This is a genomic window from Variovorax rhizosphaerae, assembly GCF_037889975.1.
Classification (GTDB): domain Bacteria; phylum Pseudomonadota; class Gammaproteobacteria; order Burkholderiales; family Burkholderiaceae_C; genus Variovorax; species Variovorax rhizosphaerae.
Window position 1 is genome coordinate 805,022 of the sequence record NZ_JBBKZT010000001.1, and the last position, 23,873, is coordinate 828,894.

The 23,873-nt window shown below is 66.3% G+C and carries 30 protein-coding genes; 25 read left to right on the plus strand and 5 right to left on the minus strand.

Annotated elements, in window-relative coordinates:
- The first annotated feature begins 199 nt into the window (after window positions 1-199).
- From rplC to WKW82_RS03660, 11 genes are all read left to right on the plus strand, one after another.
- The gene (gene rplC, locus WKW82_RS03610; RefSeq protein ID WP_340340937.1) at window positions 200-877 is read left to right on the plus strand and encodes a 50S ribosomal protein L3; all 678 of its coding nucleotides are present in this window, start codon (window positions 200-202) and stop codon (window positions 875-877) included.
- The gene (rplD, locus tag WKW82_RS03615) at window positions 877-1,497 is read left to right on the plus strand and encodes a 50S ribosomal protein L4 (protein WP_213958424.1); all 621 of its coding nucleotides are present in this window, start codon (window positions 877-879) and stop codon (window positions 1,495-1,497) included. Before rplC ends, rplD begins: the two co-directional genes overlap by 1 nt.
- Before the next feature lie 5 nt (window positions 1,498-1,502).
- Window positions 1,503-1,829, plus strand: coding sequence for a 50S ribosomal protein L23 (gene rplW, locus WKW82_RS03620; protein WP_340339089.1), 327 nt, complete (start codon window positions 1,503-1,505; stop codon window positions 1,827-1,829).
- A gap of 2 nt (window positions 1,830-1,831) precedes the next feature.
- Window positions 1,832-2,656 (plus strand): 50S ribosomal protein L2, encoded by an 825-nt coding sequence (gene rplB, locus WKW82_RS03625; protein ID WP_213958425.1) that lies wholly within the window; start codon window positions 1,832-1,834, stop codon window positions 2,654-2,656.
- Window positions 2,657-2,667: 11 nt separating this feature from the next.
- Window positions 2,668-2,946: a 30S ribosomal protein S19 gene (gene rpsS, locus WKW82_RS03630; RefSeq protein ID WP_007838132.1), complete on the plus strand. Its 279-nt coding sequence runs from the start codon at window positions 2,668-2,670 to the stop codon at window positions 2,944-2,946.
- Window positions 2,947-2,955: 9 nt separating this feature from the next.
- Window positions 2,956-3,288: a 50S ribosomal protein L22 gene (rplV, locus tag WKW82_RS03635; protein WP_340339081.1), complete on the plus strand. Its 333-nt coding sequence runs from the start codon at window positions 2,956-2,958 to the stop codon at window positions 3,286-3,288.
- Window positions 3,289-3,302: 14 nt separating this feature from the next.
- On the plus strand, window positions 3,303-4,205 hold the full coding sequence (gene rpsC, locus WKW82_RS03640) for a 30S ribosomal protein S3 (RefSeq protein ID WP_340340863.1): 903 nt from the start codon (window positions 3,303-3,305) through the stop codon (window positions 4,203-4,205).
- Window positions 4,206-4,260: 55 nt separating this feature from the next.
- Window positions 4,261-4,677, plus strand: coding sequence for a 50S ribosomal protein L16 (gene rplP / locus WKW82_RS03645; RefSeq protein WP_213958428.1), 417 nt, complete (start codon window positions 4,261-4,263; stop codon window positions 4,675-4,677).
- 16 nt (window positions 4,678-4,693) lie between these two features.
- Window positions 4,694-4,942 carry a 50S ribosomal protein L29 gene (gene rpmC / locus WKW82_RS03650; protein ID WP_340340864.1) on the plus strand — a complete coding sequence of 83 codons (249 nt, stop codon included), beginning with the start codon at window positions 4,694-4,696 and terminating at the stop codon, window positions 4,940-4,942.
- A gap of 9 nt (window positions 4,943-4,951) precedes the next feature.
- Window positions 4,952-5,221 carry a 30S ribosomal protein S17 gene (rpsQ, locus tag WKW82_RS03655; RefSeq protein WP_213958430.1) on the plus strand — a complete coding sequence of 90 codons (270 nt, stop codon included), beginning with the start codon at window positions 4,952-4,954 and terminating at the stop codon, window positions 5,219-5,221.
- Window positions 5,222-5,297: 76 nt separating this feature from the next.
- Complete coding sequence (locus tag WKW82_RS03660; protein WP_340340865.1) at window positions 5,298-5,804, plus strand: peroxiredoxin; 507 nt, start codon at window positions 5,298-5,300, stop codon at window positions 5,802-5,804.
- A gap of 10 nt (window positions 5,805-5,814) precedes the next feature.
- Here WKW82_RS03660 and WKW82_RS03665 read toward each other — a convergent pair whose 3' ends face one another.
- Both WKW82_RS03665 and WKW82_RS03670 read right to left on the minus strand, forming a co-directional pair.
- The gene (locus WKW82_RS03665) at window positions 5,815-6,396 is read right to left on the minus strand and encodes a GNAT family N-acetyltransferase (RefSeq protein ID WP_340340866.1); all 582 of its coding nucleotides are present in this window, start codon (window positions 6,394-6,396) and stop codon (window positions 5,815-5,817) included.
- Window positions 6,393-7,106: a cytochrome b/b6 domain-containing protein gene (locus tag WKW82_RS03670; protein ID WP_340340867.1), complete on the minus strand. Its 714-nt coding sequence runs from the start codon at window positions 7,104-7,106 to the stop codon at window positions 6,393-6,395. The genes WKW82_RS03665 and WKW82_RS03670 overlap by 4 nt, the downstream gene beginning before the upstream one ends.
- A 146-nt stretch (window positions 7,107-7,252) precedes the next feature.
- Between WKW82_RS03670 and WKW82_RS03675 the strand changes: the two genes are divergently transcribed.
- Window positions 7,253-7,702 carry a c-type cytochrome gene (locus WKW82_RS03675; RefSeq protein WP_340340868.1) on the plus strand — a complete coding sequence of 150 codons (450 nt, stop codon included), beginning with the start codon at window positions 7,253-7,255 and terminating at the stop codon, window positions 7,700-7,702.
- A 186-nt stretch (window positions 7,703-7,888) separates the two neighbouring features.
- On the opposite strand, the gene WKW82_RS03680 is transcribed toward WKW82_RS03675, so the two are convergent.
- Window positions 7,889-8,386 (minus strand): TlpA disulfide reductase family protein, encoded by a 498-nt coding sequence (locus WKW82_RS03680; RefSeq protein ID WP_340340869.1) that lies wholly within the window; start codon window positions 8,384-8,386, stop codon window positions 7,889-7,891.
- Between the two features lie 68 nt (window positions 8,387-8,454).
- Between WKW82_RS03680 and WKW82_RS03685 the strand changes: the two genes are divergently transcribed.
- The 8 genes from WKW82_RS03685 to WKW82_RS03720 all read left to right on the plus strand — a co-directional run bounded on the left by WKW82_RS03685 (window position 8,455) and on the right by WKW82_RS03720 (window position 14,758).
- On the plus strand, window positions 8,455-8,961 hold the full coding sequence (locus tag WKW82_RS03685; protein WP_340340870.1) for a hypothetical protein: 507 nt from the start codon (window positions 8,455-8,457) through the stop codon (window positions 8,959-8,961).
- Window positions 8,962-9,099: 138 nt separating this feature from the next.
- The gene (locus tag WKW82_RS03690) at window positions 9,100-9,555 is read left to right on the plus strand and encodes a PTS sugar transporter subunit IIA (protein ID WP_340340871.1); all 456 of its coding nucleotides are present in this window, start codon (window positions 9,100-9,102) and stop codon (window positions 9,553-9,555) included.
- Window positions 9,524-9,793, plus strand: coding sequence for an HPr family phosphocarrier protein (locus WKW82_RS03695; protein ID WP_340339070.1), 270 nt, complete (start codon window positions 9,524-9,526; stop codon window positions 9,791-9,793). Before WKW82_RS03690 ends, WKW82_RS03695 begins: the two co-directional genes overlap by 32 nt.
- Before the next feature lie 82 nt (window positions 9,794-9,875).
- Window positions 9,876-11,675, plus strand: coding sequence for a phosphoenolpyruvate--protein phosphotransferase (gene ptsP / locus WKW82_RS03700; protein WP_340340872.1), 1,800 nt, complete (start codon window positions 9,876-9,878; stop codon window positions 11,673-11,675).
- A gap of 133 nt (window positions 11,676-11,808) precedes the next feature.
- Complete coding sequence (locus tag WKW82_RS03705; protein ID WP_340340873.1) at window positions 11,809-12,264, plus strand: Spy/CpxP family protein refolding chaperone; 456 nt, start codon at window positions 11,809-11,811, stop codon at window positions 12,262-12,264.
- Complete coding sequence (locus WKW82_RS03710) at window positions 12,257-12,727, plus strand: DUF4260 domain-containing protein (RefSeq protein WP_340340874.1); 471 nt, start codon at window positions 12,257-12,259, stop codon at window positions 12,725-12,727. The genes WKW82_RS03705 and WKW82_RS03710 overlap by 8 nt, the downstream gene beginning before the upstream one ends.
- Before the next feature lie 46 nt (window positions 12,728-12,773).
- On the plus strand, window positions 12,774-13,472 hold the full coding sequence (locus WKW82_RS03715; RefSeq protein WP_340340875.1) for a response regulator transcription factor: 699 nt from the start codon (window positions 12,774-12,776) through the stop codon (window positions 13,470-13,472).
- A gap of 59 nt (window positions 13,473-13,531) precedes the next feature.
- The gene (locus WKW82_RS03720) at window positions 13,532-14,758 is read left to right on the plus strand and encodes a HAMP domain-containing sensor histidine kinase (protein WP_422823404.1); all 1,227 of its coding nucleotides are present in this window, start codon (window positions 13,532-13,534) and stop codon (window positions 14,756-14,758) included.
- Window positions 14,759-14,852: 94 nt separating this feature from the next.
- Here WKW82_RS03720 and trhA read toward each other — a convergent pair whose 3' ends face one another.
- On the minus strand, window positions 14,853-15,500 hold the full coding sequence (gene trhA / locus WKW82_RS03725; RefSeq protein WP_340340877.1) for a PAQR family membrane homeostasis protein TrhA: 648 nt from the start codon (window positions 15,498-15,500) through the stop codon (window positions 14,853-14,855).
- A 100-nt stretch (window positions 15,501-15,600) separates the two neighbouring features.
- On the opposite strand from trhA, the gene WKW82_RS03730 reads away from it, so the two are divergent.
- The 3 genes from WKW82_RS03730 to WKW82_RS03740 all read left to right on the plus strand — a co-directional run bounded on the left by WKW82_RS03730 (window position 15,601) and on the right by WKW82_RS03740 (window position 19,418).
- Window positions 15,601-16,647 (plus strand): NADP-dependent oxidoreductase, encoded by a 1,047-nt coding sequence (locus WKW82_RS03730; protein ID WP_340340878.1) that lies wholly within the window; start codon window positions 15,601-15,603, stop codon window positions 16,645-16,647.
- A 138-nt stretch (window positions 16,648-16,785) separates the two neighbouring features.
- Window positions 16,786-17,577 carry a CbbQ/NirQ/NorQ/GpvN family protein gene (locus tag WKW82_RS03735; RefSeq protein WP_340340879.1) on the plus strand — a complete coding sequence of 264 codons (792 nt, stop codon included), beginning with the start codon at window positions 16,786-16,788 and terminating at the stop codon, window positions 17,575-17,577.
- Window positions 17,574-19,418 carry a nitric oxide reductase activation protein NorD gene (locus WKW82_RS03740; RefSeq protein ID WP_340340880.1) on the plus strand — a complete coding sequence of 615 codons (1,845 nt, stop codon included), beginning with the start codon at window positions 17,574-17,576 and terminating at the stop codon, window positions 19,416-19,418. The genes WKW82_RS03735 and WKW82_RS03740 overlap by 4 nt, the downstream gene beginning before the upstream one ends.
- Here WKW82_RS03740 and WKW82_RS03745 read toward each other — a convergent pair.
- Window positions 19,405-20,220 (minus strand): IclR family transcriptional regulator, encoded by an 816-nt coding sequence (locus tag WKW82_RS03745; protein ID WP_340340881.1) that lies wholly within the window; start codon window positions 20,218-20,220, stop codon window positions 19,405-19,407. The two genes, WKW82_RS03740 and WKW82_RS03745, sit on opposite strands and share 14 nt — an antisense overlap.
- Window positions 20,221-20,338: 118 nt before the next feature.
- Here WKW82_RS03745 and WKW82_RS03750 point away from each other — a divergent pair, with 118 nt between their 5' ends.
- A complete protein-coding gene (locus WKW82_RS03750) occupies window positions 20,339-21,307 on the plus strand; it encodes a Bug family tripartite tricarboxylate transporter substrate binding protein (protein WP_340340882.1) in 969 nt (322 codons plus the stop codon).
- A gap of 133 nt (window positions 21,308-21,440) precedes the next feature.
- Complete coding sequence (locus WKW82_RS03755) at window positions 21,441-23,801, plus strand: cytochrome P450/oxidoreductase (protein WP_340340883.1); 2,361 nt, start codon at window positions 21,441-21,443, stop codon at window positions 23,799-23,801.
- Window positions 23,802-23,873 lie beyond the last annotated feature (72 nt).

Sequence of the window (23,873 nt, forward strand, 5' to 3'; positions counted from 1 at the left end):
CTTGCGTAGAAACCCGAGCGCGGGCTATAATCGCTGGCTCTGCCTTTCGTGCGTCCAACTTGGGCGTCTGACTGGCCGGGTCCTATCAACCTTCTCCCGTTACCGGGCTCCCGGGCTTTTGCTTGAGGAATTCGGCAAAACGCTGTCGCCAATTGAAGTGGCAGTGGCGGAAGAAGACTTCCATTTTTGGAGAAAACATATGAGTCTGAGCAACTCCCTCGGGTTGCTGGGTCGCAAGGTGGGGATGATGCGTCTCTTCACCGATGATGGGGACGCAGTTCCTGTCACGGTGGTGGATGTGTCCAACAACCGTGTCACCCAGATCAAGTCTGAAGAGAATGACGGCTACGTTGCCCTGCAGGTGACGTTCGGTTCGCGCAAAGCATCGCGCGTGACCAAGCCGCAAGCCGGCCACCTTGCCAAGGCAGGTGTGGAAGCCGGTGAAATCATCCAGGAATTCCGCGTGACCGCCGACACGGCTGGTCAGCACAAGGCTGGTGGCGTCATTGCCGCAGGCAGCGTGTTCGCGGTGGGCCAGAAGGTGGACGTGCAAGGCACTTCCATCGGCAAGGGCTACGCTGGCACGATCAAGCGTCACAACATGAGCTCGCAACGCGCGTCGCACGGTAACAGCCGTTCGCACAACGTTCCCGGCTCCATCGGCATGGCGCAGGATCCAGGTCGCGTGTTCCCGGGCAAGCGCATGACGGGCCACCTCGGCGACGTCACCGTGACGACCCAGAACCTCGATGTCATCCGTATCGACGAAGCACGTCAGCTGCTGTTGATCAAGGGCGCGATCCCGGGTTCGAAGGGTGGCTTCGTCACCGTGCGCCCGGCTGTCAAGGCCAAGCCCGCTGCAGAAGGAGCGAAGTAATGGAACTCGAACTCCTGAACGAACAAGGCCAGGCCGCGTCCAAGTACGACGCCCCCGAGACCGTGTTCGGCCGTGCCTACAACGAAGACCTGGTCCACCAGATCGTCGTTGCATTCCAGGCCAACGCCCGCCAAGGTACGCGCGCCCAGAAGGACCGCGAACAGGTCAAGCACTCGACCAAGAAGCCTTTCAAGCAAAAGGGAACGGGCCGCGCCCGTGCCGGTATGACGTCCTCGCCGCTGTGGCGCGGGGGTGGCCGGATTTTCCCGAACATGCCTGACGAAAACTTCTCGCAGAAGATCAACAAGAAGATGTACCGCGCCGGCATGGCGTCGATCTTCTCGCAGCTCGCTCGCGAAGGCCGTCTGGCCGTGGTCGATTCGATCAAGGTCGACTCGCCCAAGACCAAGCCGTTGGCCGCCAAGTTCAAGGCCATGAACCTTGAATCGGTGCTCGTGATCGCCGACGAAGTCGACGAGAACCTGTACCTCGCCTCGCGCAACCTGGTGAACGTGCTCGTCGTCGAGCCGCGTTACGCCGATCCGGTTTCGCTGGTGCACTACAAGAAGGTGCTGGTCACCAAGGCCGCCATCGACAAGCTCAAGGAGATGTTCGCATGAGCCGCATGAATCCTACGCCCGCAGAACGCCAGTTCGACGAAGGCCGACTGATGTCGGTGCTGGTCGCACCGATCGTGTCCGAAAAGGCCACGATGGTCGGCGAGAAGTCGAACGCAGTGACCTTCAAGGTGCTGCAGGACGCCACCAAGCCCGAGATCAAGGCCGCTGTTGAACTGATGTTCAAGGTCGAAGTCCAGGGCGTGTCGGTGCTCAACATCAAGGGCAAGACCAAGCGCTTCGGCAAGTCCATCGGTCGCCGCGACAACGTTCGCAAGGCCTACGTGACGCTGAAGGCCGGTCAAGAGCTCAACCTCGTCGGGGAAGGCGCTTAATCATGGCCGTCATCAAGATGAAACCCACTTCGCCGGGCCAACGCGGCGCGGTGAAGATCTCGCGTGACCACCTGTTCAAGGGTGCTCCGCACGCAGCCCTGCTGGAACCGCAATTCCAGAAGGCTGGCCGTAACAACAACGGTCACATCACGACGCGCCACAAGGGTGGTGGTCACAAGCACCACTACCGTGTGGTCGACTTCGTGCGCAACAAGGACGGCATCCCGGCCAAGGTCGAACGCATCGAATACGACCCGAACCGTACCGCCCACATCGCGCTGGTCTGCTACGCCGACGGCGAGCGCCGCTACATCATCGCCCCGCGCGGTCTGGAAGCCGGTGCAACGCTGCTGAGCGGTTCGGAAGCCCCGATCCGCGCCGGCAACACGCTGCCGATCCGCAACATCCCGGTGGGTTCGACCATCCATTGCATCGAACTGCAACCCGGCAAGGGCGCGCAGATCGCACGCTCGGCTGGCACCTCGGCCACGCTGCTGGCGCGCGAAGGCGTCTACGCCCAGGTGCGCATGCGCTCGGGCGAAGTCCGTCGCGTGCACGTCGAATGCCGCGCAACGATCGGTGAAGTCGCCAACGAAGAGCACAGCCTGCGCCGCCTCGGCAAGGCCGGTGTGAAGCGTCACATGGGTATCCGCCCGACCGTTCGCGGTGTGGTGATGAACCCGGTGGATCACCCGCATGGTGGTGGTGAAGGCAAGACGGGTGAAGGCCGTCATCCGGTCGACCCGTGGGGCAACCTCACGAAGGGCTACCGTACCCGTAACAACAAGCGCACGCAGGTCTTCATCGTGTCGCGTCGCAAGAAGTAAGGGACAGCCTCATGACTCGCTCTCTCAAAAAGGGTCCATTCGTCGACCACCACTTGGTGGCCAAGGCCGACAAGGCTGTGACGACCAAGGACAAGAAGCCAATCAAGACCTGGTCGCGTCGCTCGATGGTCCTGCCCGAGTTCATCGGCCTGACCATTGCCGTGCACAACGGCAAGCAGCACGTGCCTGTCTACATCACCGATCAAATGGTCGGCCACAAGCTCGGCGAATTTGCGCTCACCCGCACGTTCAAGGGGCACCCCGCGGACAAGAAAGTCCAGAAGAAGTAAGGAACGACCATGTCTGAAACACGTGCAGTCCTCCGCGGCGTTCGCCTCTCGGTCGACAAGGGCCGTCTGGTTGCTGACCTGATCCGCGGCAAGAAGGTCGATCACGCGCTGAACGTTCTGCAATTCACGCAGAAAAAAGCGGCTGTGATCATCAAGAAGGTGCTCGAGTCGGCGATTGCCAACGCCGAGCACAACGACGGTGCCGACATCGACGAGCTGAAGGTCAAGACCATCTACGTCGAACAAGGCGCAACGCTCAAGCGTTTCACCGCTCGGGCCAAGGGTCGCGGCAATTCCATCAGCAAGCCCACGTGCCATGTGTACGTGACGGTCGGCAACTAAAGAGCTGGAAGACTATGGGACAAAAAATCCACCCGACCGGCTTCCGCCTTGCGGTCACCCGCAACTGGTCCAGCCGCTGGTACGCCAACAACCGCGACTTCGCGGGCATGCTGGCCGAAGACATCAAGGTGCGCGAGTACCTGAAGAAGAAGCTCAAGAACGCATCGGTCTCCCGCGTGATGATCGAGCGCCCCGCCAAGAACGCCCGCATCACGATCTACTCGGCACGTCCGGGCGTGGTGATCGGCAAGAAGGGCGAGGACATCGAGAACCTCAAGCGCGAACTGGGCAAGCAGCTCGGCGTGCCGGTCGCAGTGAACATCGAAGAAGTGCGCAAGCCTGAAATCGATGCGCAACTGATCGCCGACTCGATCACGCAGCAGCTCGAAAAGCGCATCATGTTCCGCCGCGCCATGAAGCGTGCGATGCAGAACGCGATGCGCCTGGGCGCCCAAGGCATCAAGATCATGTCGTCGGGCCGCCTGAACGGCATCGAAATCGCTCGTTGCGAGTGGTACCGCGAAGGTCGCGTGCCCCTCCACACGCTGCGCGCCGACATCGACTACGGCACCTCGGAAGCCAAGACCACCTACGGCGTCATCGGCGTCAAGGTCTGGGTCTACAAGGGCGACACGCTGGGTCGTAACGACCTGCCGGCCGTCGAAACGCCGCGTCCGGACGACGAACGTCGTCCGCGTGGTCCGCGCCGTGATGGCCGCCCGGGTGGCGACCGTCCGGGTTCGGACCGTCGTGGTCCGGCGCGTGCCGGTGCCCGTGGCCCGATCGGTGGCAACACCGCACCGGCCGATGGCAGTGACAAGCCCGCCGAAGCCGGTGGTGCAGACTCGAAACCCGCCGTTAAGCGCGTCCGCAAAGCCGCGCCAGCTGCAGCAGCTGACGGTGCCAAGACCGAGTAATCGGTCTTTCCCGGCCGCGCAAGCGGCTGGAGCAGTCCTCACGGAGTAAATAAACATGCTGCAACCTGCACGCAGAAAGTTCCGCAAGGAACAAAAGGGCCGCAACACCGGCATCGCAACCCGGGGCAACTCGGTTGCCTTCGGTGACTTTGGCCTGAAATGCACCGACCGCGGCCGTCTGACGGCACGCCAGCTCGAAGCCGCACGTCGTGCGATTTCGCGCCACGTGAAGCGCGGTGGTCGTATCTGGATTCGTGTGTTCCCCGACAAGCCGATCTCCCACAAGCCCGCAGAAGTGCGGATGGGTAACGGCAAGGGCAACCCCGAGTATTACGTCGCTGAAATTCAGCCAGGCAAGATCGTGTTCGAGATCGTCGGCGTGCCCGAAGAACTCGCCCGCGAAGCGTTCCGCCTGGCTGCCGCCAAGCTGCCGCTGCGCACCACGTTCGTATCGCGCCAACTCGGCGCCTGAACGAGGAGAACATCACATGGCAACACGTAAGAAAGCCGAAGCCGCCAAGCCGGCCAAGGTATCGAAGGCCGCAACGCTGCGCGACAAGGATGTCGCCGGCCTGCAGACCGAAATCAAGGAATTGCAAAAGGCCCATTTCGGCCTGCGCATGCAGAAAGCCACGCAACAGCTGTCGAACACCTCGACGCTGCGCGTCACGCGTCGCGACATCGCTCGCGCGAAGACCATTCTTGCCCAGAAGCAAGAAGCCCAAGCCGCCAAGTAAGGAGTGAACATGACGGAAGCTAAAAGATCCCTCAAGCGCACCTTGATCGGCAAGGTGGTCAGCGACAAGCGCGAGAAGACCGTGACCGTTCTGGTCGAGCGTCGCGTGAAGCACGAGCTCTACGGCAAGATCGTTGCCAAGACGAGCAAGTACCACGCGCACGACGAAAAGGGCGAGTACAAGCTGGGCGACACCATCGAGATCACGGAAAGCAAGCCGATCTCGAAGACCAAGAACTGGGTTGTGACCCGCTTGGTTGAGAAGGCTGCTGCAGTCTGATCCCCCGGTCTTCACGGACCCCAAAAAAACGGCCCACAATGTGGGCCGTTTTTCTTTTTGCACAGGAGCATTTTTCATGATCAAAGTTGGCGACACCCTTCCCGCGACCACGCTGATGGAGTATTCGGAAGTCGAGGGCGAAGGCTGCAGCATCGGGCCGAACGCGGTGGACGTGGCCAAGGCTTCGGCCGGCAAGACGATCGCGCTGTTCGCGCTGCCGGGTGCGTTCACGCCAACCTGTTCGGCGCAACATGTGCCGAGCTATGTGAAGCACTTCGATGAGTTGAAGGCCGCTGGCGTTGACGAGATCTGGTGCGTGAGCGTGAATGATGCGTTCGTGATGGGCGCCTGGGCGCGAGACCAGAAGGCCGGCGGCAAGGTGCGCATGTTGGCGGACGGCAGCGCCGACTTCGCCAAGGCCACCGGCCTCACGCTCGACCTCACCGGCCGCGGCATGGGCCTGCGCAGCAATCGCTATTCGATGCTGGTGAAGGACGGAAAGGTGGCTTCGCTGAATGTCGAGGCGCCGGGCAAGTTCGAGGTCAGCAACGCGGAGACGATCCTGGCGCAAGCCAAGGGCTGAAGATCAGGCGCTAAAGCTCCACCTTGAGGTAGTGCGCGCCCGGAATCGGGTTGTGATAGTAGGGCGGCACTTCCTCGAAGCCGAGGTCCTCGTACATCGCGCGGGCGAGTTCCATCTCGTCCAGGGTGTCGAGCAGCACGCAGGCATAGCCGGCGCTGCGGGCGGCGTCCAGCGCGGCTTCTGCGAGTTGCCGGCCCAGCCCGCAACCGCGGAAGGCGGGCCGTACGTAGAGCCGCTTCATTTCGGCGGCATTCGGCTCGTCGACGGTGTCCAGCGGCCGCAGCGCGCAGCAGCCGGCAACGTAGGCGGGTTTGCCGTCGCTGCGCGTCAGCAGCGGCGCACCGATGTCCGGCACCACATCCGCCGCATCGACCAGCGCGATCAGCAACGCGCCGCGCGGCTCGGCGTATTCGCCTGGAAGCCCGGACAATTCCTCCTCGAAATTCTGGAAGCACAAGTCGAAGCTGAGCGAGGCTGCGTACTCGCGAAAGATGGCGCGCGCGGCTTCCATCTCATGCGGCTCATCGGGCATGAGCAGGATGATCTCGGGGGTATCGGCCAGCGGGAGCGGGCGGGAGACGGAGTGGCTCATGCGCGCAAGGAAGCGATCCAGGCCGCGAACACCGCGCACAGCACGAACAGGACGAGCGCGGTGAACCGGGTGGAAGTGGTGTCGCGGCTTTCCGCCACGCGCAGGCCGGTGAGCAACTTGTCGCCGGAAATCATCGGGCCGACCAGGCGCTGGCGCTTCACCAGCACGTAGTACAGCACGGCCAGCACGTGCAGGCTGACCAGCGCGATCACGCCCCACTTGCCGAACACCGCGTGCCATTGGGAGGCCAGGCTCACGAAGGCGTTGGACACAAATCGGGTAAGCGGCCCGGACGCGGAGATCTCGTCGTCCGAGAACAGTCCTGTGCACACCTGCAGGACCAGCATCCCGAGTACTGCGAAAACAGAGAGCGCACCGAGCGGGCTGTGGCCGACCAGGTGGTCCGGATGAGAGCGGCCACGCAGGTAGGCGAGCACCCAGCGCGGTGAATAGATGAAGGACGCGAAGCGCGACCAGCGCCCGCCGACGAAGCCCCAAAGCAAGCGGAAAAGCAGCAACGCGAGCACGGTATAGCCGAGCCGGAAATGCCATTCCATGATGCCGCTCATCCCGGTCGCGAGCAGGCCGACCACTGCGGCGGCCAGCGCCCAGTGGAACAGGCGAGTCGGCAGGTCCCAGATCCGGGTCGGGCGCGCAAGCTCGTCTCCCAACGCGGCGCGGCGGGTGGACGGCTCGAACGAAACGCTCATCAGGCAGCAGAGGGATTGCGGAACGCGCAGATTAGCAAAAGTCAGGGCTCGCCGTCTGCGGGTTGTCGCTATGCGCGGTTTGGAGCGCGGTCCTACACTGGCAGCCGGGGCGGCCCATAGCGCCCCACAACAGGAAGGATTCCACGATGAAGAGACTTGCCACGTTTGCGGTTGCGGTGGCCTGCGCCGCGCTGTCGGTCCCGGCTGCCGCGCAGTTCGCCAAGCCGGAGGATGCGATCAAGTACCGGCAGAGCGCCATGGCCCTCCAGGGCGCGCACTTCGGTCGCATCGCGGCGATGGCCAACGGCCGCGCGCCCTACGACAAGGCCGCCGTCATTGCCAATGCCGAACTGGTGGCGACGATCTCGCAGTTGCCGTGGAGCGGTGCCTATGCGCCCGGAACGGAAGGCGGCAAGGCGAAGCCGGAGATCTGGAAGGACACCGCCAAGTTCAAGGAAACCAGCGACAAGCTGGTGGCGGAAACCGCCAAGCTGCTGACCGTCGCGAAGACCGGTGACCTCGATGCGCTCAAGGCGGCGGTCTCGTCCACGGGCGAGACTTGCAAGTCCTGCCACGACGCCTTCCGGTCGAAGTAACCCGGAACGTTTCTGCTGCGGCCTTCGAGCGCAGGCCGCGGTTTTGGCGCCGGCATCGCGAGTGCTTTCTGGCAGTTGTCTGCCTCTGCTGCAACGTCGTTGTCACCGTACTGTGGTGCGGCTCCGCTCCCCGGCCCGATTCCGCCGACCTCATATCTTCACGTCTTCCAGACGCACTGAACTCCCTCAGGCTTCGGCCAGCAGCTTCTCGATGAGTCGGTGCAACTCGGCGAAGTCGGGTTCGCCGACGTATTGCTTGACGATTTCGCCGCGCTTGTTGACGAGATAGGTCGTCGGCGTGAGTTGCACGTCGCCCCAGGCCTTGGCCACCGCGCCGGTGTTGTCGATCGCCACCTTGAAGGGCAGCTTGCGCGTTTCAGCGAAGTTCACCACGTAGCTCGGGGGGTCGTAGCTCATCGCGACGGCCAGCGTGTCGTAGCCCTTGTCCTTGTACTTGTCGTAGGTGGCGATCACCTTGGGCATTTCGCCGACGCAGGTGACGCAACTGGTGGCCCAGAAGTTGACCAACGTGACCTTGCCCTTCATGTCCGCCGTGGTCTTCTGGCTGCCGTCGAGCAGCACGAACTTCGATGCCGGGGCGGCCGTGGCGCCCGATTGCAGGTACACGCCAACGCCGGCTGCCAGGGCGATCGCGGTTGCGGCAACATAGAGGGCTTTTTTCATGGGTACCAAGGCAGATGAGGCGACGCGATTTTAGTTCCGCTGGGGTATCCCTGCCGGCCGCTGCCGTTGTGCTGCTGGCCGCATGCAGCCCGACCTTCAACTGGCGCGACGTGCCGATGGCGGACGGCGAACTCACGGCATTGCTGCCCTGCAAGCCGGACCGTGCGGAGCGCTCGATCCCGTTGGGCGCGACCACGGTCAGCGTCCAGATGGCCGGCTGCGAGGCGGGCGACGCCACGTTTGCGATCGCGACGGCGCGGGCAGGCAACGCTGTCGAGGCCGAGGCCTGGCTCGATGCGTGGCGCGCCAGCACGCGTGCGCAGTGGCAGGCAGCCACTGGAGGCCAGGTCAGCGAGTCGCCGGTGAGCGTGGTGCGTGCGGCGCCCAAGCCCGCACCGTGGCAGATCGAAGCCCATGGCGCCGACGCGTCCGGCAAACCGAACGAGGCCCGCGTGCGCTGGTTCGCCCAGCTCCAGCGCGACGGGAGCGTGGCGATCTTCCAGGCCACCGTGCTGGGCAAGCCTTCGGCGGCCGATGCAGCGGGCACATTCTTTGACGGATTACGCCTGCGCTGAGTGGGGGCACCGTGCCGGAATCGACACACCTGGCCCTCGCAAATGCACGATCGGTGCGTTTTGCTCACGGGCCGTGCTGTCTTACCGCGAAAGTTTCAGGGCGGCCCCGCATAATTGTTGACCACCCACCGTCCCTGCATGAACAGCATTTTCATCATCGCGCATTCACCGCTGGCCCAGGCCTTGAGGCAGTGCGCGTTGCATGTCTTCCCGGATTGCGAGCAAGTCATCGTGGCGCTCGACGTGCTGCCCAACGTTTCGCCCGACGAATCGCTGGCGGCGGCACGGATCATGCTCGAGCAGCAGTACCACGCGCCGCGTTCGCAGGTGCTGGTGCTGACCGACGTGTTCGGCGCGACGCCCTGCAACGTCGCGCAGAAGCTCATCGATGGCACACGCTCGCGACTGGTGGCAGGCGTCAACCTGCCCATGCTGCTGCGCGCGGTCACCTACCGGCACGAACCGCTCGATGCGCTGGTGCAACGCGCCATCGCCGGCGGCAATGCCGGTGTCATGCAGGTGGCGGTGGCGGCACCCCAGAATCAGGCGAGAAGAAAACACAGTGATCAAGAAATCCGTGACCATCAGCAATAAGCTCGGGCTGCACGCCCGCGCTTCGGCCAAATTCACCAAACTGGCCGGCAGTTTCCCGTGCGAAGTCTTCATGGCGCGAGGCGACCGCAGGGTCAATGCCAAGAGCATCATGGGTGTCATGATGCTGGCGGCCGGAATGGGCATCACGGTGGAAATCGAAACCAACGGGGAGCGCGAGGAAGAGGCGATGAACGCCCTCGTCGCATTGATGGACGACAAGTTCGGAGAAGGCGAATAATCTTGCCAGCGCGCATTGCACCTCGCGGCATTGCTGCTCCCTCACCGGGCGCGGCCGGCCTGGAGCGGCCCGGCGCCGGACTATGACCTTCGCGGTCCACGGTCTCCCGGTCGCTCGCGGCATCGCGATCGGACGGGCCGTGCTGGTGGTGTCGAGCCGGATTGACGTTGCCCACTACTTCATCAAGCCTGAGGAAGTCGAGACAGAGATCGGCCGCCTGCGCACCGCGCGCAAGGCCGTGGCCGAGGAACTGGTCAAGCTGCAGGCCAACATCGCGCAGATGGGGCCGAAGGAAGCGCCGCACGAGCTGTCGGCCTTGCTCGAAGTGCACCAGATGCTGCTGCAGGACGAAGCGCTCACCGATGGCGTCAAGCACTGGATCACCGATCGGCTCTACAACGCCGAATGGGCGCTGACCACGCAGCTCGAAATCATCGCGCGGCAGTTCGACGAGATGGAGGACGAGTACCTGCGCGAGCGCAAGGCCGACCTCGAGCAGGTGGTGGAGCGCCTGCTGCATCGCATGAAGGGCACGGCCGCCGTGCTCGCACCGACGCCGCCGCGGCGCAAGCGCTCGACCGGCAACGAGGACGGCGAAGACGACCCGACCGCCGGCGATGGCATCGACGTGCCGCTGGTGTTGATCGCGCACGACCTGTCGCCGGCCGACATGCTGCAGTTCAAGAAGAGCGTGTTCGCCGGCTTCGTGACCGACGTGGGCGGGCGCACTTCGCACACTGCGATCGTGGCGCGCAGCATGGACATCCCGGCGGTGGTCGGCGCGCGCACCGCGAGCCAGCTGGTGCGGCAGGACGACTGGGTCATCATCGACGGCGATGCCGGCGTGGTGATCGTCGATCCGTCGCCGATCATTCTGGCCGAGTACGGCTTCAAGCAGCGCCAGGGCGACCTGGAGCGCGGGCGGCTCTCGCGGCTGCGCCACAAGCCGGCGGTCACGCTGGACGGCGAGCGGGTCGACCTGCTGGCCAACATCGAGATGCCCGAGGACACCATCGGCGCGGTCAAGGCCGGTGCCGTGGGCGTGGGGCTGTTCCGCAGCGAGTTCCTGTTCATGGGGCGCGAGACGCCGCGCCAGACCCGGCTGCCCGACGAGGAAGAGCAGTACCAGGCCTACAAGCGCGCGGTCGAGGGCATGCAGGGCATGCCGGTCACGATCCGCACCATCGACGTGGGGGCGGACAAGCCGCTCGATGGCAAGTCGGCCAGCAAGCAGGAACACCTGAACCCGGCGCTGGGCCTGCGCGCGATACGCTGGAGCCTGGCCGATCCGGCCATGTTCCTGACGCAGTTGCGCGCCATCCTGCGTGCGGCCGCGCACGGGGAGATCCATCTGCTCATTCCGATGCTGGCGCATGCGAGCGAGATCCGGCAGACGCTGTCGCTGCTCGACTTTGCACGCGCGGAACTCGACAACCGTGGTGCGGTGCACGGCAACGTGAAGCTCGGCGCGATGATCGAGATTCCGGCGGCCGCGCTCACGCTGAAAACCTTCCTGAAGTACTTCGACTTCCTGTCGATCGGCACCAACGACCTGATCCAGTACACGCTGGCCATCGACCGCACCGACGAGGCTGTGGCGCACCTCTACGACCCGGCGCATCCGGCGGTGCTGAAGCTGGTGGCCGACACGATTGCGGAGTGTCGGCGCCAGGGCAAGGGCGTGAGCGTGTGCGGCGAGATGGCCGGCGATCCGCAGTTCACGCGGCTGCTGCTCGGCCTGGGGCTGCGCAGCTTCTCGATGCATCCGTCGCAGATCCTGACCGTGAAGCAGGAGGTGCTGCGCGCCGATACCACCAAGCTGGTGCCCTGGGCGCAAGAGGTGCTGGAAGCGGACAGCCCGGCGGCGATGCTCGCGCGCTGAAGGCCCGCAAGCGGGCCGCGCGTTGCGAATCCCGCGTCGCAATAAAACGAAACACTGCGATACCGCCGCGAAAGGACTGCGCGGCGCGTCGATCGCACCATTGGGCTTCCTCATTCACACACACGGAAGTCTCATGAAGCAATGGATCAAGCGTTCTCTTTTCGGCCTCTTCGGCGGCGCACTGGTGGTGGGCAGCATTGCGGGTTACGCGGCGCATTGCCATGGCTGGGGCAAGGGCGATTCGGCCGAGTTCCGCGCGAAGGTGGTCGAGCGCGTGAGCAGCAAGCTCGAACTCGACAGCACGCAGAAACAGAAGCTCGACGTGCTGGCCGAGAAGCTGCAAGCGCAGCGCATGGCGATGCGCGGCAACGGCGATCCGCGGGCGCAGTTCAAGGCGCTGTTCGCGGCTGACAAGCTCGATCAGGCGGGTGCCGGCAAGCTGGTCGACGAGAAGACTGCGGCGGTGCGCACCGGCAGCCCGGAGGTCATCGCCGCCGCGGCCGATTTCTTCGACAACCTGAATCCGACGCAGCAGCAGAAGGTGCGCGAGTTCATGGACCGCGGGCGTCGCTGGGGTCATCGTGGCTGAGGCTGCGGGCTTCGGGGCGGCGCGCCTCTGGCGTCGCGCCGGGCAGCGGGATCGCGGGACCACGGTGGCGCCGATCCTGCCGGGCGCCACGCGTGGCGGCGTGCGTGCGCTGCTGCGGCTCGAAGGCGCGGTGCTGCTGGTCGGCGCGCTCATCGCCTACGACCAGCTTGGCGCGGGCTGGAGTGCGTTTGCGTTGCTCTTCCTCGTGCCGGACCTTTCGCTGCTCGGTTATCTGGCCGGCGCCCGCAGCGGCGCGGCGATCTACAACGCCGCGCATTCGACGCTCGGGCCGGCCGCGCTGGTGGCGCTGGGCGTCCTCGGGGCGCAGCCGGTGGCGCTGGCTGGCGGACTGATCTGGCTCGCGCACATCGGCTTCGACCGCCTGCTCGGCTATGGCCTCAAGTACGGGAGCGGCTTCGGCGCGACGCACCTCGGGCAGGTCGGTGCGCGTGATGCCTGGTGATGCGCGGCGCAGTGTGCCGGTGCCGGCGGGCCGTCACAATCCGGCCATGCCGCGCATCCTCCTGATCGACGACGACGAGCACCTGGCCGCGCCGCTGGCCACCTACTTCGCGCGTTTCGACTGCGCGCTGGACAGCGCCACGCGGCCGAGCGAAGGCCTGGCCAAGCTGCGTGCCAGCCACTACGACGCGGCCATCCTCGACGTGATGCTGCCCGAGATGGATGGCTTCGCGCTGTGCCGCCAGATCCGCACGGAGAGCGACATCCCGATCGTGATGCTGACTGCGCGAGGCGAGGTGATGGATCGCGTTGTGGGCCTCGAACTGGGTGCCGACGATTACCTGCCTAAGCCCTTCGAGCCGCGCGAGTTGGTGGCGCGCGTGCAGACCATCCTGCGGCGGCAGCGCACGCGTCCGGCCGAGCCACAAGTCGCATCGCCGCAGCGCCATGTCTTCGATGGCCTCCTCATCGACCTGGACCGGCGCGAAGTCCTGCGCCAGGGCGAGCGCATCGAGCTCACCGGCACCGAATTCGAATTGCTCGCGCTGCTGGCCGCTGAGCCCGGCAAGGTCTTCAGCCGTGATGACATCCTCAACCGCCTGCGCGGCCATGAGGCCGACCTGTACACCCGTGCGGTCGACATCGTCGTGAGCCGGCTGCGCAAGAAGCTGGAGCCGCTGGACTGCATCAAGACGCTGCGCAACGCGGGCTACACACTGGCTGTCGCGCGGGGCGAGGGCGCGTGAGAGGCCGGGTGCACGGCGTCCGGCGGCGCTGGCGGCGCTCCTTGCGCGTGCGGCTGGTGATGTGGTTCCTCGTGCTGGCGTTGCTCATGGCGGGGGTGTTCATTGGGGGCATGCAGAAGTCCTTCTCCGGCGGTTGGGCCGAGGCCGCGCGGCCGATGCTTACCGACTATGTCGACCGGCTCGCCGCCGAGATCGGCACGCCGCCGGACGCGGCGCGGGCCAAGGGGCTGACGGAGCGGTTGCCGATCAGCATCCGCATCACGGGGCCGACGGTGAACTGGGATTCGCACCCCGACCAGAAGACCGGTCCGTGGCGGCGCGAACGCGAACTCTCGCAAGACCGCTGGTTCGTGCGCCCTACCGCCGACGGCCATCGCATCGTGTTCGGCTGGGCGCCGCGCATCTGGGAGGGTGCGCCGCATTTCATGGGCTGGATCACGCTGGCTGCCCTGCTGCTGCTGGTGCTGCTGGTGTATGCGGCGGTGAGCCGATTGCTGCGACCGCTCATCGACATCCGCGAAGGGGCGGAGCGCTTCGGGCGCGGCGAGTTCGCGCAGCCGATTCCCGTCCGCCGCCGCGACGACCTGGGCGAACTCGCGCAGCGCATCAACACGATGGCGCATGACATCCAGGGCATGCTCGACGCCAAGCGTGCACTGTTGCTGGCGCTGAGCCACGAGTTGCGTTCGCCGCTCACGCGCGCACGGCTCAATGCCGAACTGCTGCCCGAGACGCCCGAGGGCGCCGCCGAACGCGATGCGCTGCTGCGTGACCTGAATGAGATGCGCGACCTGATCAGCGACCTTCTGGAAAGCGAACGCCTGGCGAGCCCGCATGCCGCCCTGCAGCGCGAGCCGATCGACCTGGCCGCGCTGGTTCGTGAAGTCGCGGCTGAACTGCCGAATGGTGACTCGATCGCGATCGATCTGGCCGCCGACTTGTCGCCGCGTGCGCTCGATCGCACGCGCGTGCGCTTGCTCGTGCGCAACCTGCTCGACAACGCCTTGCGCTATAGCGCGGGTGCGCCGCGGCCGCCGCAAGTTTCATTGAGCGCGGAGGGGCAGGGCATGCGGCTTGAGGTGCGCGACTTTGGTCCCGGCGTCGATGATGCGCAACTCGAGCGCCTGACCGAGCCGTTCTACCGCACCGACAGCGCGCGGCAACGTGCCACCGGCGGTGTCGGCTTGGGGATGTATCTGTGCCGGCTGGTGGCCGAAGCGCATGGCGGCACGCTGGAGGTGCGCAACGCGCATCCGGGGCTGGCGATCACCGTTCGGCTTGCCTAGAGACTTGGAGCGTGATCTTCGTGGAACACCGCGGAACCGCCGTCGCCGGACCGCTGGGGGAGCGACACGAAGTGCGCAGCGCGCCAGGGGCGCGTCAATACGCGTGCCAGAGCGCAGCAAAAAAGTGGCAGGCGGTGCCCGCCAACACGAACAGGTGCCACACGAAGTGCGCATAGCGCAGCTTGTTGTCCAGCAGGAAAACGACGGCGCCCGCGGTGTACGCCAGCCCGCCGGCAACGAGCCAGCCCAGCCCGGCCGGTGCCATGCGCTCGTACAACGGCGCGGCGGCAACCAACGCCATCCATCCCATCGCCACATACAGCCCGGTCGACCACAGCGGATGCTTCAGCCGGTCGAACAGCTTCGCGCCCACCCCGAGCACTGCAGCAGCGGTGACGGCGGCGAACAGCGACCAGCCGACCGGCCCGCGCAGCACGCCCAGCAGGAAAGGCATGTAGCTGCCCGCGATGAAGAGGTAGATGGCCGCATGGTCCAGCCGGTTCAGCAGCGCCTTGGCGCGACCGGCCGGCAGCGCGTGGTACAGCGTCGAGATCAGGTACAGCACGATGGCGGTGCCGGCGAACAGCGCGGCGCCGACGACATTGGCGGCCTGTCCATTCATTGCCGCGTGGTGGACCAGGATCGGCAGCGAAGCCACTGCCAGCAGCAGGCCGAGGCCGTGGCTCACCGCATTGGCGATTTCCTCGCCGAGAGTCTGGATCCGGGGCGCCTGGAGGTTCATGCGGCCATTGTGCGCATGCCGGTTGTCGCGCGCGATACGCCGGACGTCGCATACCGCGGCTAGCATCCGACTCCTTCACGCAATCCCCAGGAAAATCACCATGACCGCCAACCAACTCACCAACCGCCAGGTCCGCCTCGCCAAGCGCCCCGAAACCACCGCCACGCGCGAGCACTGGAACTTCACCTCCGAGCCGGTGGGCGAGCCCGCCGAGGGGGGCGTGCTGGTCAAGACGCTGACCCTTTCGCTGGACCCGGCCATGCGCGGCTGGCTCAACGATGCCAAGAGCTACATCCCGCCGGTTGCGATCGGCGAGGTGATGCGCGCCGGCGGCGTGGGCCGCGTGGTTGCGTCGAAGAACCCGGCCTTCGCGGTCGGCGACACGGTCTACGGCACGCTCGGCGTCCAGGAATACATGCTCATCGAGCAGGACCAGATCAAGCGGAACGGCCTGGTCAAGATCGACCTGCGCGCCGGCACCATCGGCCAGTGGCTCAACGTGCTCGGCATGCCGGGCATGACCGGTTACTTCGGGCTCATGGACGTGGGCCAGCCGAAGCCGGGCGAGACGGTCGTCATCTCCGGCGCGGCCGGTGCGGTCGGCCAGACGGTGGGGCAACTGGCAAAGATCAAGGGCTGCCGCGTGGTCGGCATCGCGGGCGGTGCGGCCAAGTGCGACTGGGTGGTGAAGGAACTGGGCTTCGACGCCTGCATCGACTACAAGGCCGGCGAAGGCGCGGTGCGCGCGGGCCTGAAGGAGCACTGCCCCAAGGGCGTGGACATCTACTTCGACAACGTCGGCGGCGAGATCCTCGACCAGGTGCTGGCCAAGCTGGCGCGCAAGGCCCGCATCATCATCTGCGGCGCCATCAGCCAGTACAACAACGCCAACAGCATGCCGGCCGCCGGCCCGCGCAATTACCTGAGCCTGCTGGTGAACCGCGCGCGCATGGAAGGCATCGTCGTATTCGACTATGCCGATCGGTATCACATCGCCATCGCCGAGATGGCCGGCTACCTGAAGGACGGCCGCATGAAGAGCAAGGAAGACACGGTGAAGGGCATCGAGACCTTCCCCGAGGCGCTGAACAAGCTGTTCGCGGGCGAGAACTTCGGCAAGCTGATGCTGGAAGTCGCGGCCGACTGAAGAAGGCATGAATAAATCTACTGCGCGACCCGATGTCACGCCTGCGGTCCTCACCGTACTGGAGTACGGTTCCGGTCCTCGACGCGACCTCGGGCCGCTCGCTACGGTTTCTTCACGCCTTCTTGCGCCACTGATGACATGAGCCGAGCCGGCGATCAGCCTTGGTACCTGCCCGTCGACGACGAGGTGCAGGTGTTCGAGGCGGCCTGGCGTGCGCGGCTGCCGGTGCTGCTGAAGGGGCCGACCGGCTGCGGCAAGACGCGCTTCATCGAGCACATGGCCTGGCGGCTGTCGCGCCAGCCGCTGGTCACCGTGGCTTGCCATGAAGACCTCACGGCCAACGACCTGGTCGGGCGCTACCTGCTCTCTGCCGACAGCACCGTCTGGACGGATGGCCCGCTGACCCGGGCCGTGCGCACCGGCGCGATCTGCTATCTGGACGAAGTGGTGGAGGCGCGCAAGGACACGACCGTCGTCATCCATCCGCTGACCGACCACCGCCGCGTGCTGCCGATCGAGAAGACCGGCGAACTGCTGGATGCGCATCCCGACTTCCTGCTCGTGATCTCGTACAACCCCGGCTACCAGAGCAGCCTGAAGGACTTGAAGCCCTCGACGCGCCAGCGCTTCGTGAGCCTGGAGTTCCACTACCCGGCGGTCGAGGTCGAGGCGACCATCGTCGCGCACGAAAGCGGCGTCGATGCCGCGACGGCGCATCGGCTCGCGACCATCGGCGACAAGGTGCGCGCGCTGCGCGAACACGGTCTGGCGGACGGCGTGAGCACGCGTTTGCTGGTCTACACCGGGCAACTGATCGCCGGCGGCATCGCGGCGCGGCGCGCCTGCGACATCGCGATCACGCATGCGATCAGCGATGAGGCGGACGTGCAGCAGGCGGTGGCGGACATCGTCGACGTGCTGCTGCCATGAACGACATCGGCGCGGCGCACGCGGTTCGCTTCGAACAGGTGCACCGCGCGATGGCGCTTTTTGCGCAAGGGCTGGCCGGGCAGGCCAGGGCCGTGCAACTGCAAGGCGAGGGCGCTGCGGATGCCCGGGCGATCCGGCTGCCCGAGGTAACGGATGGCTTTGGTTCGCGGCGCGAGAACCATGGCGCCTGCCGCATTGCCGTGCTGCGCCAACTGGATGAGGCCGCCACAGCGCCGGACTTCGACCGATGGCCGCGCCCGACGCTGGCGCGGCGCGTGTACCGCTGGCTCGAAAGCCTGCGCATCGACAGCATGATCGTGCAGCGCTATCCCGGCGCTGTTGGCGATTTGCGGCGTGTCCAGGCGCATGCCTTGGCGCGGCACTCGCGCGTCATCGACGCGTCGCGGCCGATGCATGCGCTGGTTGGTGGGCTTGCGCGGTTCACGCTGGGTGGCGATCGTGCCGATCTCTCCGGTCTTGCTGATTCCGCGAGCCTGTGCGGCGACTCCATGCTCGATCGCATCCTGGACCTCGCGGCGACAGTGCAAGCTGACACCGCGGATGCGCGCGCCAGCCTGTGCGCAACGGCGGCCATCTGCGCCGTGCTCGACGCAGCCGGGCGACAGAGGCGAGCGGCGCGCTTTGTCCCGGTAGATGGCCCGGGGCCGTTCGAAGGACTCCCCGCCGGCCCCACCGATGCCGATGCGCCCGCTGGCGAAAGCAGCCATGGCGATGCCGCCGATGGCGGATGGAGCGCGGCGCTGGCCTTCAGCATCGACGCTGCCGACACCACGCCGCAGCTGCAAGCGAAGCGCACCCCGCCATCGCCCACCGCAGCCGCATCGCACAGCTACTTCCACGACGAATGGGACAGCATCGGCCGCCGCTATCTCCCCGACTGGTGCCAGGTCCGCGAGCAGCGCCTGCGCGGCGATGACCTCCGCTTCTTGCATGACCTGCGCGAGCGACATGCCGCGTTGCGCAACGAAGTTCGCCGCCAGTTCGCGGCGATCCGTCCGGCCTTCCGCCAGCGCCTGCACCGCCGGCTCGACGGCGATGAGGTCGACATCGACGCAGCCATCGCGGAGACCGTCGAACGCCGCGCCGGCCGCCTCGCCGAGGGCCGCGTGTTCATCGCCGCGCAGCAGCCTCGCCGCGACGTGTGCGCCGCCTTTTTGGTCGACATGAGCGGCTCGACCGGCTTTCTTGTGCCCGATCCCGCGGCGCAGGCCGCGAGCGAAGACGATGACGACGATGACTACCTCTACCAGGGCCGCGTCGCCGCGCCCGCCGCGCAGCGCCCCGTGCGCCGGCGCGTGATCGACATCGCCGCCGATGCGCTCGGCCTGATGTGCGATGCGCTGCACGAACTCGGCGACCGTCATGCCGTCTACTGCTTTTCCGGAGAAGGTCGGCACAACGTCGCCTTCCACGTCGCCAAGGCCTTCGACGACCCGTGGTCCGCCCGCACGGCCGCCGCGCTCGCCGCGATGCAACCGATGGGTGCCACGCGCACCGGCGCAGCCATCCGCCATGCCACGATGCGGCTGGCGCACGAGCCGGCCGCCACGCGCGTGCTCATCGTCGTGTCCGACGGCTATCCGCAGGACAGCGACTACGGCCCCGTGCACGGCGATGCGAGCTACGGCATCCACGACACCGCCCGCGCATTGCGCGAGGCCGGGCAGGCAGGCATCGACACCTTCTGCATCGCCATCGACCCGGCCGGGCATGACTACCTGCGCACCATGTGCGCGCCCGACCGCTACCTCGTCATCGATGACGTCACGGCCTTGCCGGCGCAACTCGGCAAGGTCTACCGCGCCCTCACGGTGCGCTGACGACGACGAAGCGCTCGCCGCCCAGCAGCGCGCTGGCCGCGGCCGCCTCGCGCCGCACCGCCGTCGCGATCACGCCATCCACCGACGGGTCAAAGCCCCCGGTCGCGCCCAGGGCGGTGAGCACCGCGCACACATGCCCGGCATGGTCGTAAACCGGCGCGGCCACCGCACTGATGCCGCGCTGGTAGGTGTCACGCACCGTGGCGCACTGGTGCTGCCGCAACTCCTCGCACACCTGCCCGATCGGGTCCGTGGCGTCGAGCATCGCGCGCATGTCAGCCGAAGCCGTCGCCCATTCCTCCTGCGCCAGCGCCCGCACGCGCGACCCATCCAGCAAGCCCAGGAACACGCGCCCGGTGGCAGACCACAGCATCGACATCACGGATCCGACGCGCACGTTCACCGTCACCGGCAGCCCCGGCTCCTCGAAGCGCACGATGGTTGGCCCCTTGTTGCCCATCACCGCGACGAAGCAGGTCACCTCCAGGCTTTCGCGCAGGCGGATCAACGAAGGTTCGGCCACGCGGATCGGGTCGGCCTGGCGCATCGCGGCGAGCCCGATCTGGATCGCCTCCGCGCCCAGGTGGTAGTGCTGCGAGCCGGCGTCCTGCGCCACCAGGCCTTCTTCCATCAGGCTGGCCAGGTAGCGGTGCACCTTGGCCGGGCTCTCGTCGACGTGCACGGCCAGCGCCGTCAGGCTGGCGCGCCCGCCCAGCCGCGCCAGTCCCTTCAGCACGGCCATGCCGGTTTCGGCGGATTGCACGCGTTGGCGGCGGTTGGGAATGGCGGAGAGGTCGGACATGGGATGGAAGGGTAAACACCAAAACGCAATTACGCATTGCGTATCAAACTTACGCTATTCGTACATACCCCGCTCAGGTCGATGTGTCCTGAGGCCCAAAAACTCAGGAGACCCCTCGATGAAGAAGCTGTTGACCGCCTGCCTGCTGGCCCTTCCCCTGCTCGCCACCTCGAACGCGATGGCACAAACCTATCCCTCCAAGCAGATCCGCTGGGTGGTGCCCTACCCGGCGGGCGGCGGCTCGGACTTCCTGGCCCGCACCATCGGCCAGGCACTGTCCGTTCAGATCAAGCAACCGGTGCTGGTCGACAACAAGCCGGGCGGCAACACGGCCATCGCCGCGTCGGACGTGGCGCGCTCGCCGGCGGACGGCTACACGGTGCTGTCCGCCGACAACGGCACGCTGGTGTTCAATCCCGTGCTCTACAAGTCACTCAGCTACAACCCGACCAAGGACCTCGCACCCGTGTCCCTGATGGGCCGCTTCCCGATGATCCTGGTCGTCGGCCCCGGCACGCAGGCGACCACTGCGAAGGACTTCATCGCGGAGGCCAAGGCCAAGGCCGGCGGCATCAACTACGCCTCGGCTGGCGCGGGCAGCCCGCACCACCTGGCGATGGAATTGCTCAAGTCGGAAACCGGGCTGAGCATGACCCACGTGCCGTACAAGGGCGCCGCGCCCGCGCTGGCCGACCTCGCCGGTGGTCAGGTGCCCGCGATGATGATCGACATGGCTTCCGGCGCAGGCTTCATCAAGGGCGGCAAGATCAAGGCGCTGGCCGTGGCCAATGCCACGCGCCTGCCGCAACTGCCCGACGTGCCGACCTTTGCTGAACTGGGCGTCAAGAACGTCGAGGCGGCCGCGATCGTCGGCATGGTGGTGCCCGCCGCCACGCCGGCCGACACCATCGCTGCGCTCAACAAGCAGGTGGTCGCGGCCATCAAGGATCCGGCCGTGAGCAAGCGCCTGATCGACTTCGGCGTCGAGCCGGTGGGCGACACACCACAACAGTTCGCGGCGCTGCTGAAGACGGAACAGGCCAAGTGGCAGAAGCTGATTCGCGACCTCAACATCTCGCTCGACTGAGAGGGATGACTACTGCGGCCACCGATCACTGGCCTGCGGTGCGTACCGTACGGGAGTACGGTTCCGCTCAGCGAACAGGCCTCCCGGCAGGCGCCTTCGCTACGAAATCTTCACACCTTTGGAGGCCGCAACTATGAATCCGGTCGAAGTCGACACCGCGCGCCGCACCAGCGGCTGCCCCGTGGCCCACGGCCCGCTGTCCGCCGAGCGCACGCCCACCGGCTGCCCGGTCAGCCAGCGCGCCGCCGACTTCGACCCCTTCGAGAACGGCTACCAGCAAGACCCGCCCGAATATGTGCGCTGGGCGCGCGAACAGGAGCCGATCTTCTGGAGCCCCAAGCTCAACTACTGGGTCGTCACGCGCTACGACGACATCAAGGCCATCTTCCGCGACAACATCACCTTCAGCCCGGCCATCGCGCTGGAGAAGATCACGCCCACCGGCGACGAAGCCAATGCCGTGCTGGCCTCCTACGGCTTCGCGCTGAACCGCACGCTGGTCAACGAGGACGAGCCCGCCCACATGCCGCGCCGCCGCGCGCTGATGCATTCCTTCATCCCTGAGGAACTCAAGCACCACGAGCCGATGGTGCGCGAGCTGGCGCGCGAGTACGTCGACCGCTTCATCGACGACGGCCGCGCCGACCTGGTCGACCAGATGCTGTGGGAGATCCCGCTGACCGTGGCGCTGCATTTCCTCGGCGTGCCCGAGGAAGACATGGACACGCTGCGCAAGTACTCGATCGCGCACACCGTCAACACCTGGGGCCGCCCCAAGCCGGAGGAGCAGGTGGCGGTGGCGCATGCGGTCGGCAACTTCTGGCAGTACGCCGGCAAGGTGCTCGACAAGATGCGCGAGAACCCCGAGGGCGGTGGCTGGATGCAATACGGCCTGCGTCGGCAGCGCGAACTGCCCGAGGTCGTCACCGACTCCTACCTGCACTCGATGATGATGGCCGGCATCGTCGCCGCGCACGAGACCACGGCCAACGCGACGGCCAACGCGATGAAGCTGCTGCTGCAGCACCCGGACGTGTGGCGCGAGGTCTGCGAAGACCCCAGCCTGATCCCGAACGCGGTGGAGGAATGCCTGCGCCACAACGGCTCGGTGGCGGCCTGGCGACGCATCGTCACGGCCGATGCACAGGTCGGCGGCGTGGACCTGCCGGCCGGCTCGAAGTTGCTGATCGTCACCTCGTCGGCCAACCATGACGAAGGCCATTTCGCCGATGCCGACCTGTTCGACATCCGCCGCGACAACGCCAGCGACCACCTGACCTTCGGCTACGGCTCGCACCAATGCATGGGCAAGAACCTGGCGCGCATGGAGATGCAGATCTTCCTCGAGGAGTTCGCGCGCCGCCTGCCGCACATGCGCCTGGCGCCGCAGCAGTTCAGCTACGTGCCCAACACCTCGTTCCGCGGCCCGGAGCACCTGTGGGTCGAATGGGATCCGAAGCACAACCCGGAGCGCACGCAGCCCGCGCTGCGCCGTCTCGACGAGCCGGTGCCGGTGCGCATCGGCGAGCCGTCGAAGGGCGCGATCACCCGGCCAGTGGTCGTGGAGAGCGCGACGCCCGTGGCCGACGGCATCGTCAAGCTGCGCCTCGTTGCACCCGACGGCCGAGCCATGCCTCGCTGGGCGCCGGGCTCCCACATCGACATCGAATGCGGGCATCCGGACCTGTCGCGCCAGTACTCGCTCTGCGGCGACCCGGCCGATGCCCATGCGCTGGAGATCGCCGTGTTGCGCGAGCCTTCGGGACGCGGCGGCTCGGAATGGGTGCATGCCCACGTGAAGGCCGGCGACAAGCTCAAGATCCGCGGCCCGCGAAACCACTTCCACCTCGACGAATCGACGCGCAAGGCGATCTTCATCGCCGGCGGCATCGGCATCACGCCGATCAGCGCGATGGCGCGGCGCGCGAAGGAACTGGGCATCGACTACCAGTTGCACTACAGCGGCCGTTCGCGCGACACGATGGCCTTCGTCGAGGAACTGGCCGCACTGCATGGCGAGCGACTGCACGTCCATGCCGGCAGCGAAGGCCGGCGCAATGACCTGGCCGCGCTGCTCGCCAAGCCGGATGCGGACACTCAGGTCTACGCCTGCGGCCCGGTGCGCATGCTCCAGGCGCTGGAAGCGCATTGCGCCCACTGGCCCGAGGATGCGTTGCACGTCGAGCACTTCGAGTCCACCCTGGGCACGCTCGACCCCTCGCAAGAGCACGCCTTCGAGGTTGAACTGAAAGACTCCGGCATGACCGTCCAGGTGCCCGCCGACCAGACCATCCTGACAGCGCTGCGCGCCGCCAACATCGATGTGCAGAGCGATTGCGAGGAGGGCCTGTGCGGCTCCTGCGAGGTGCGCGTGCTGGCCGGCAAGATCGACCACCGCGACGTCGTGCTCACCCGCGCCGAGCGCGAGGCTGGCACGAAGATGATGGCCTGCTGCTCACGCGCCTGCGACGGGCGGCTGGTGCTGGAGCTCTGAAGTGATCCTGGGCTGGCGCTTTCCGGGCAAGTATCAGACGCCTGCAAGCGTATCGATGCGCGGCAACGCCGG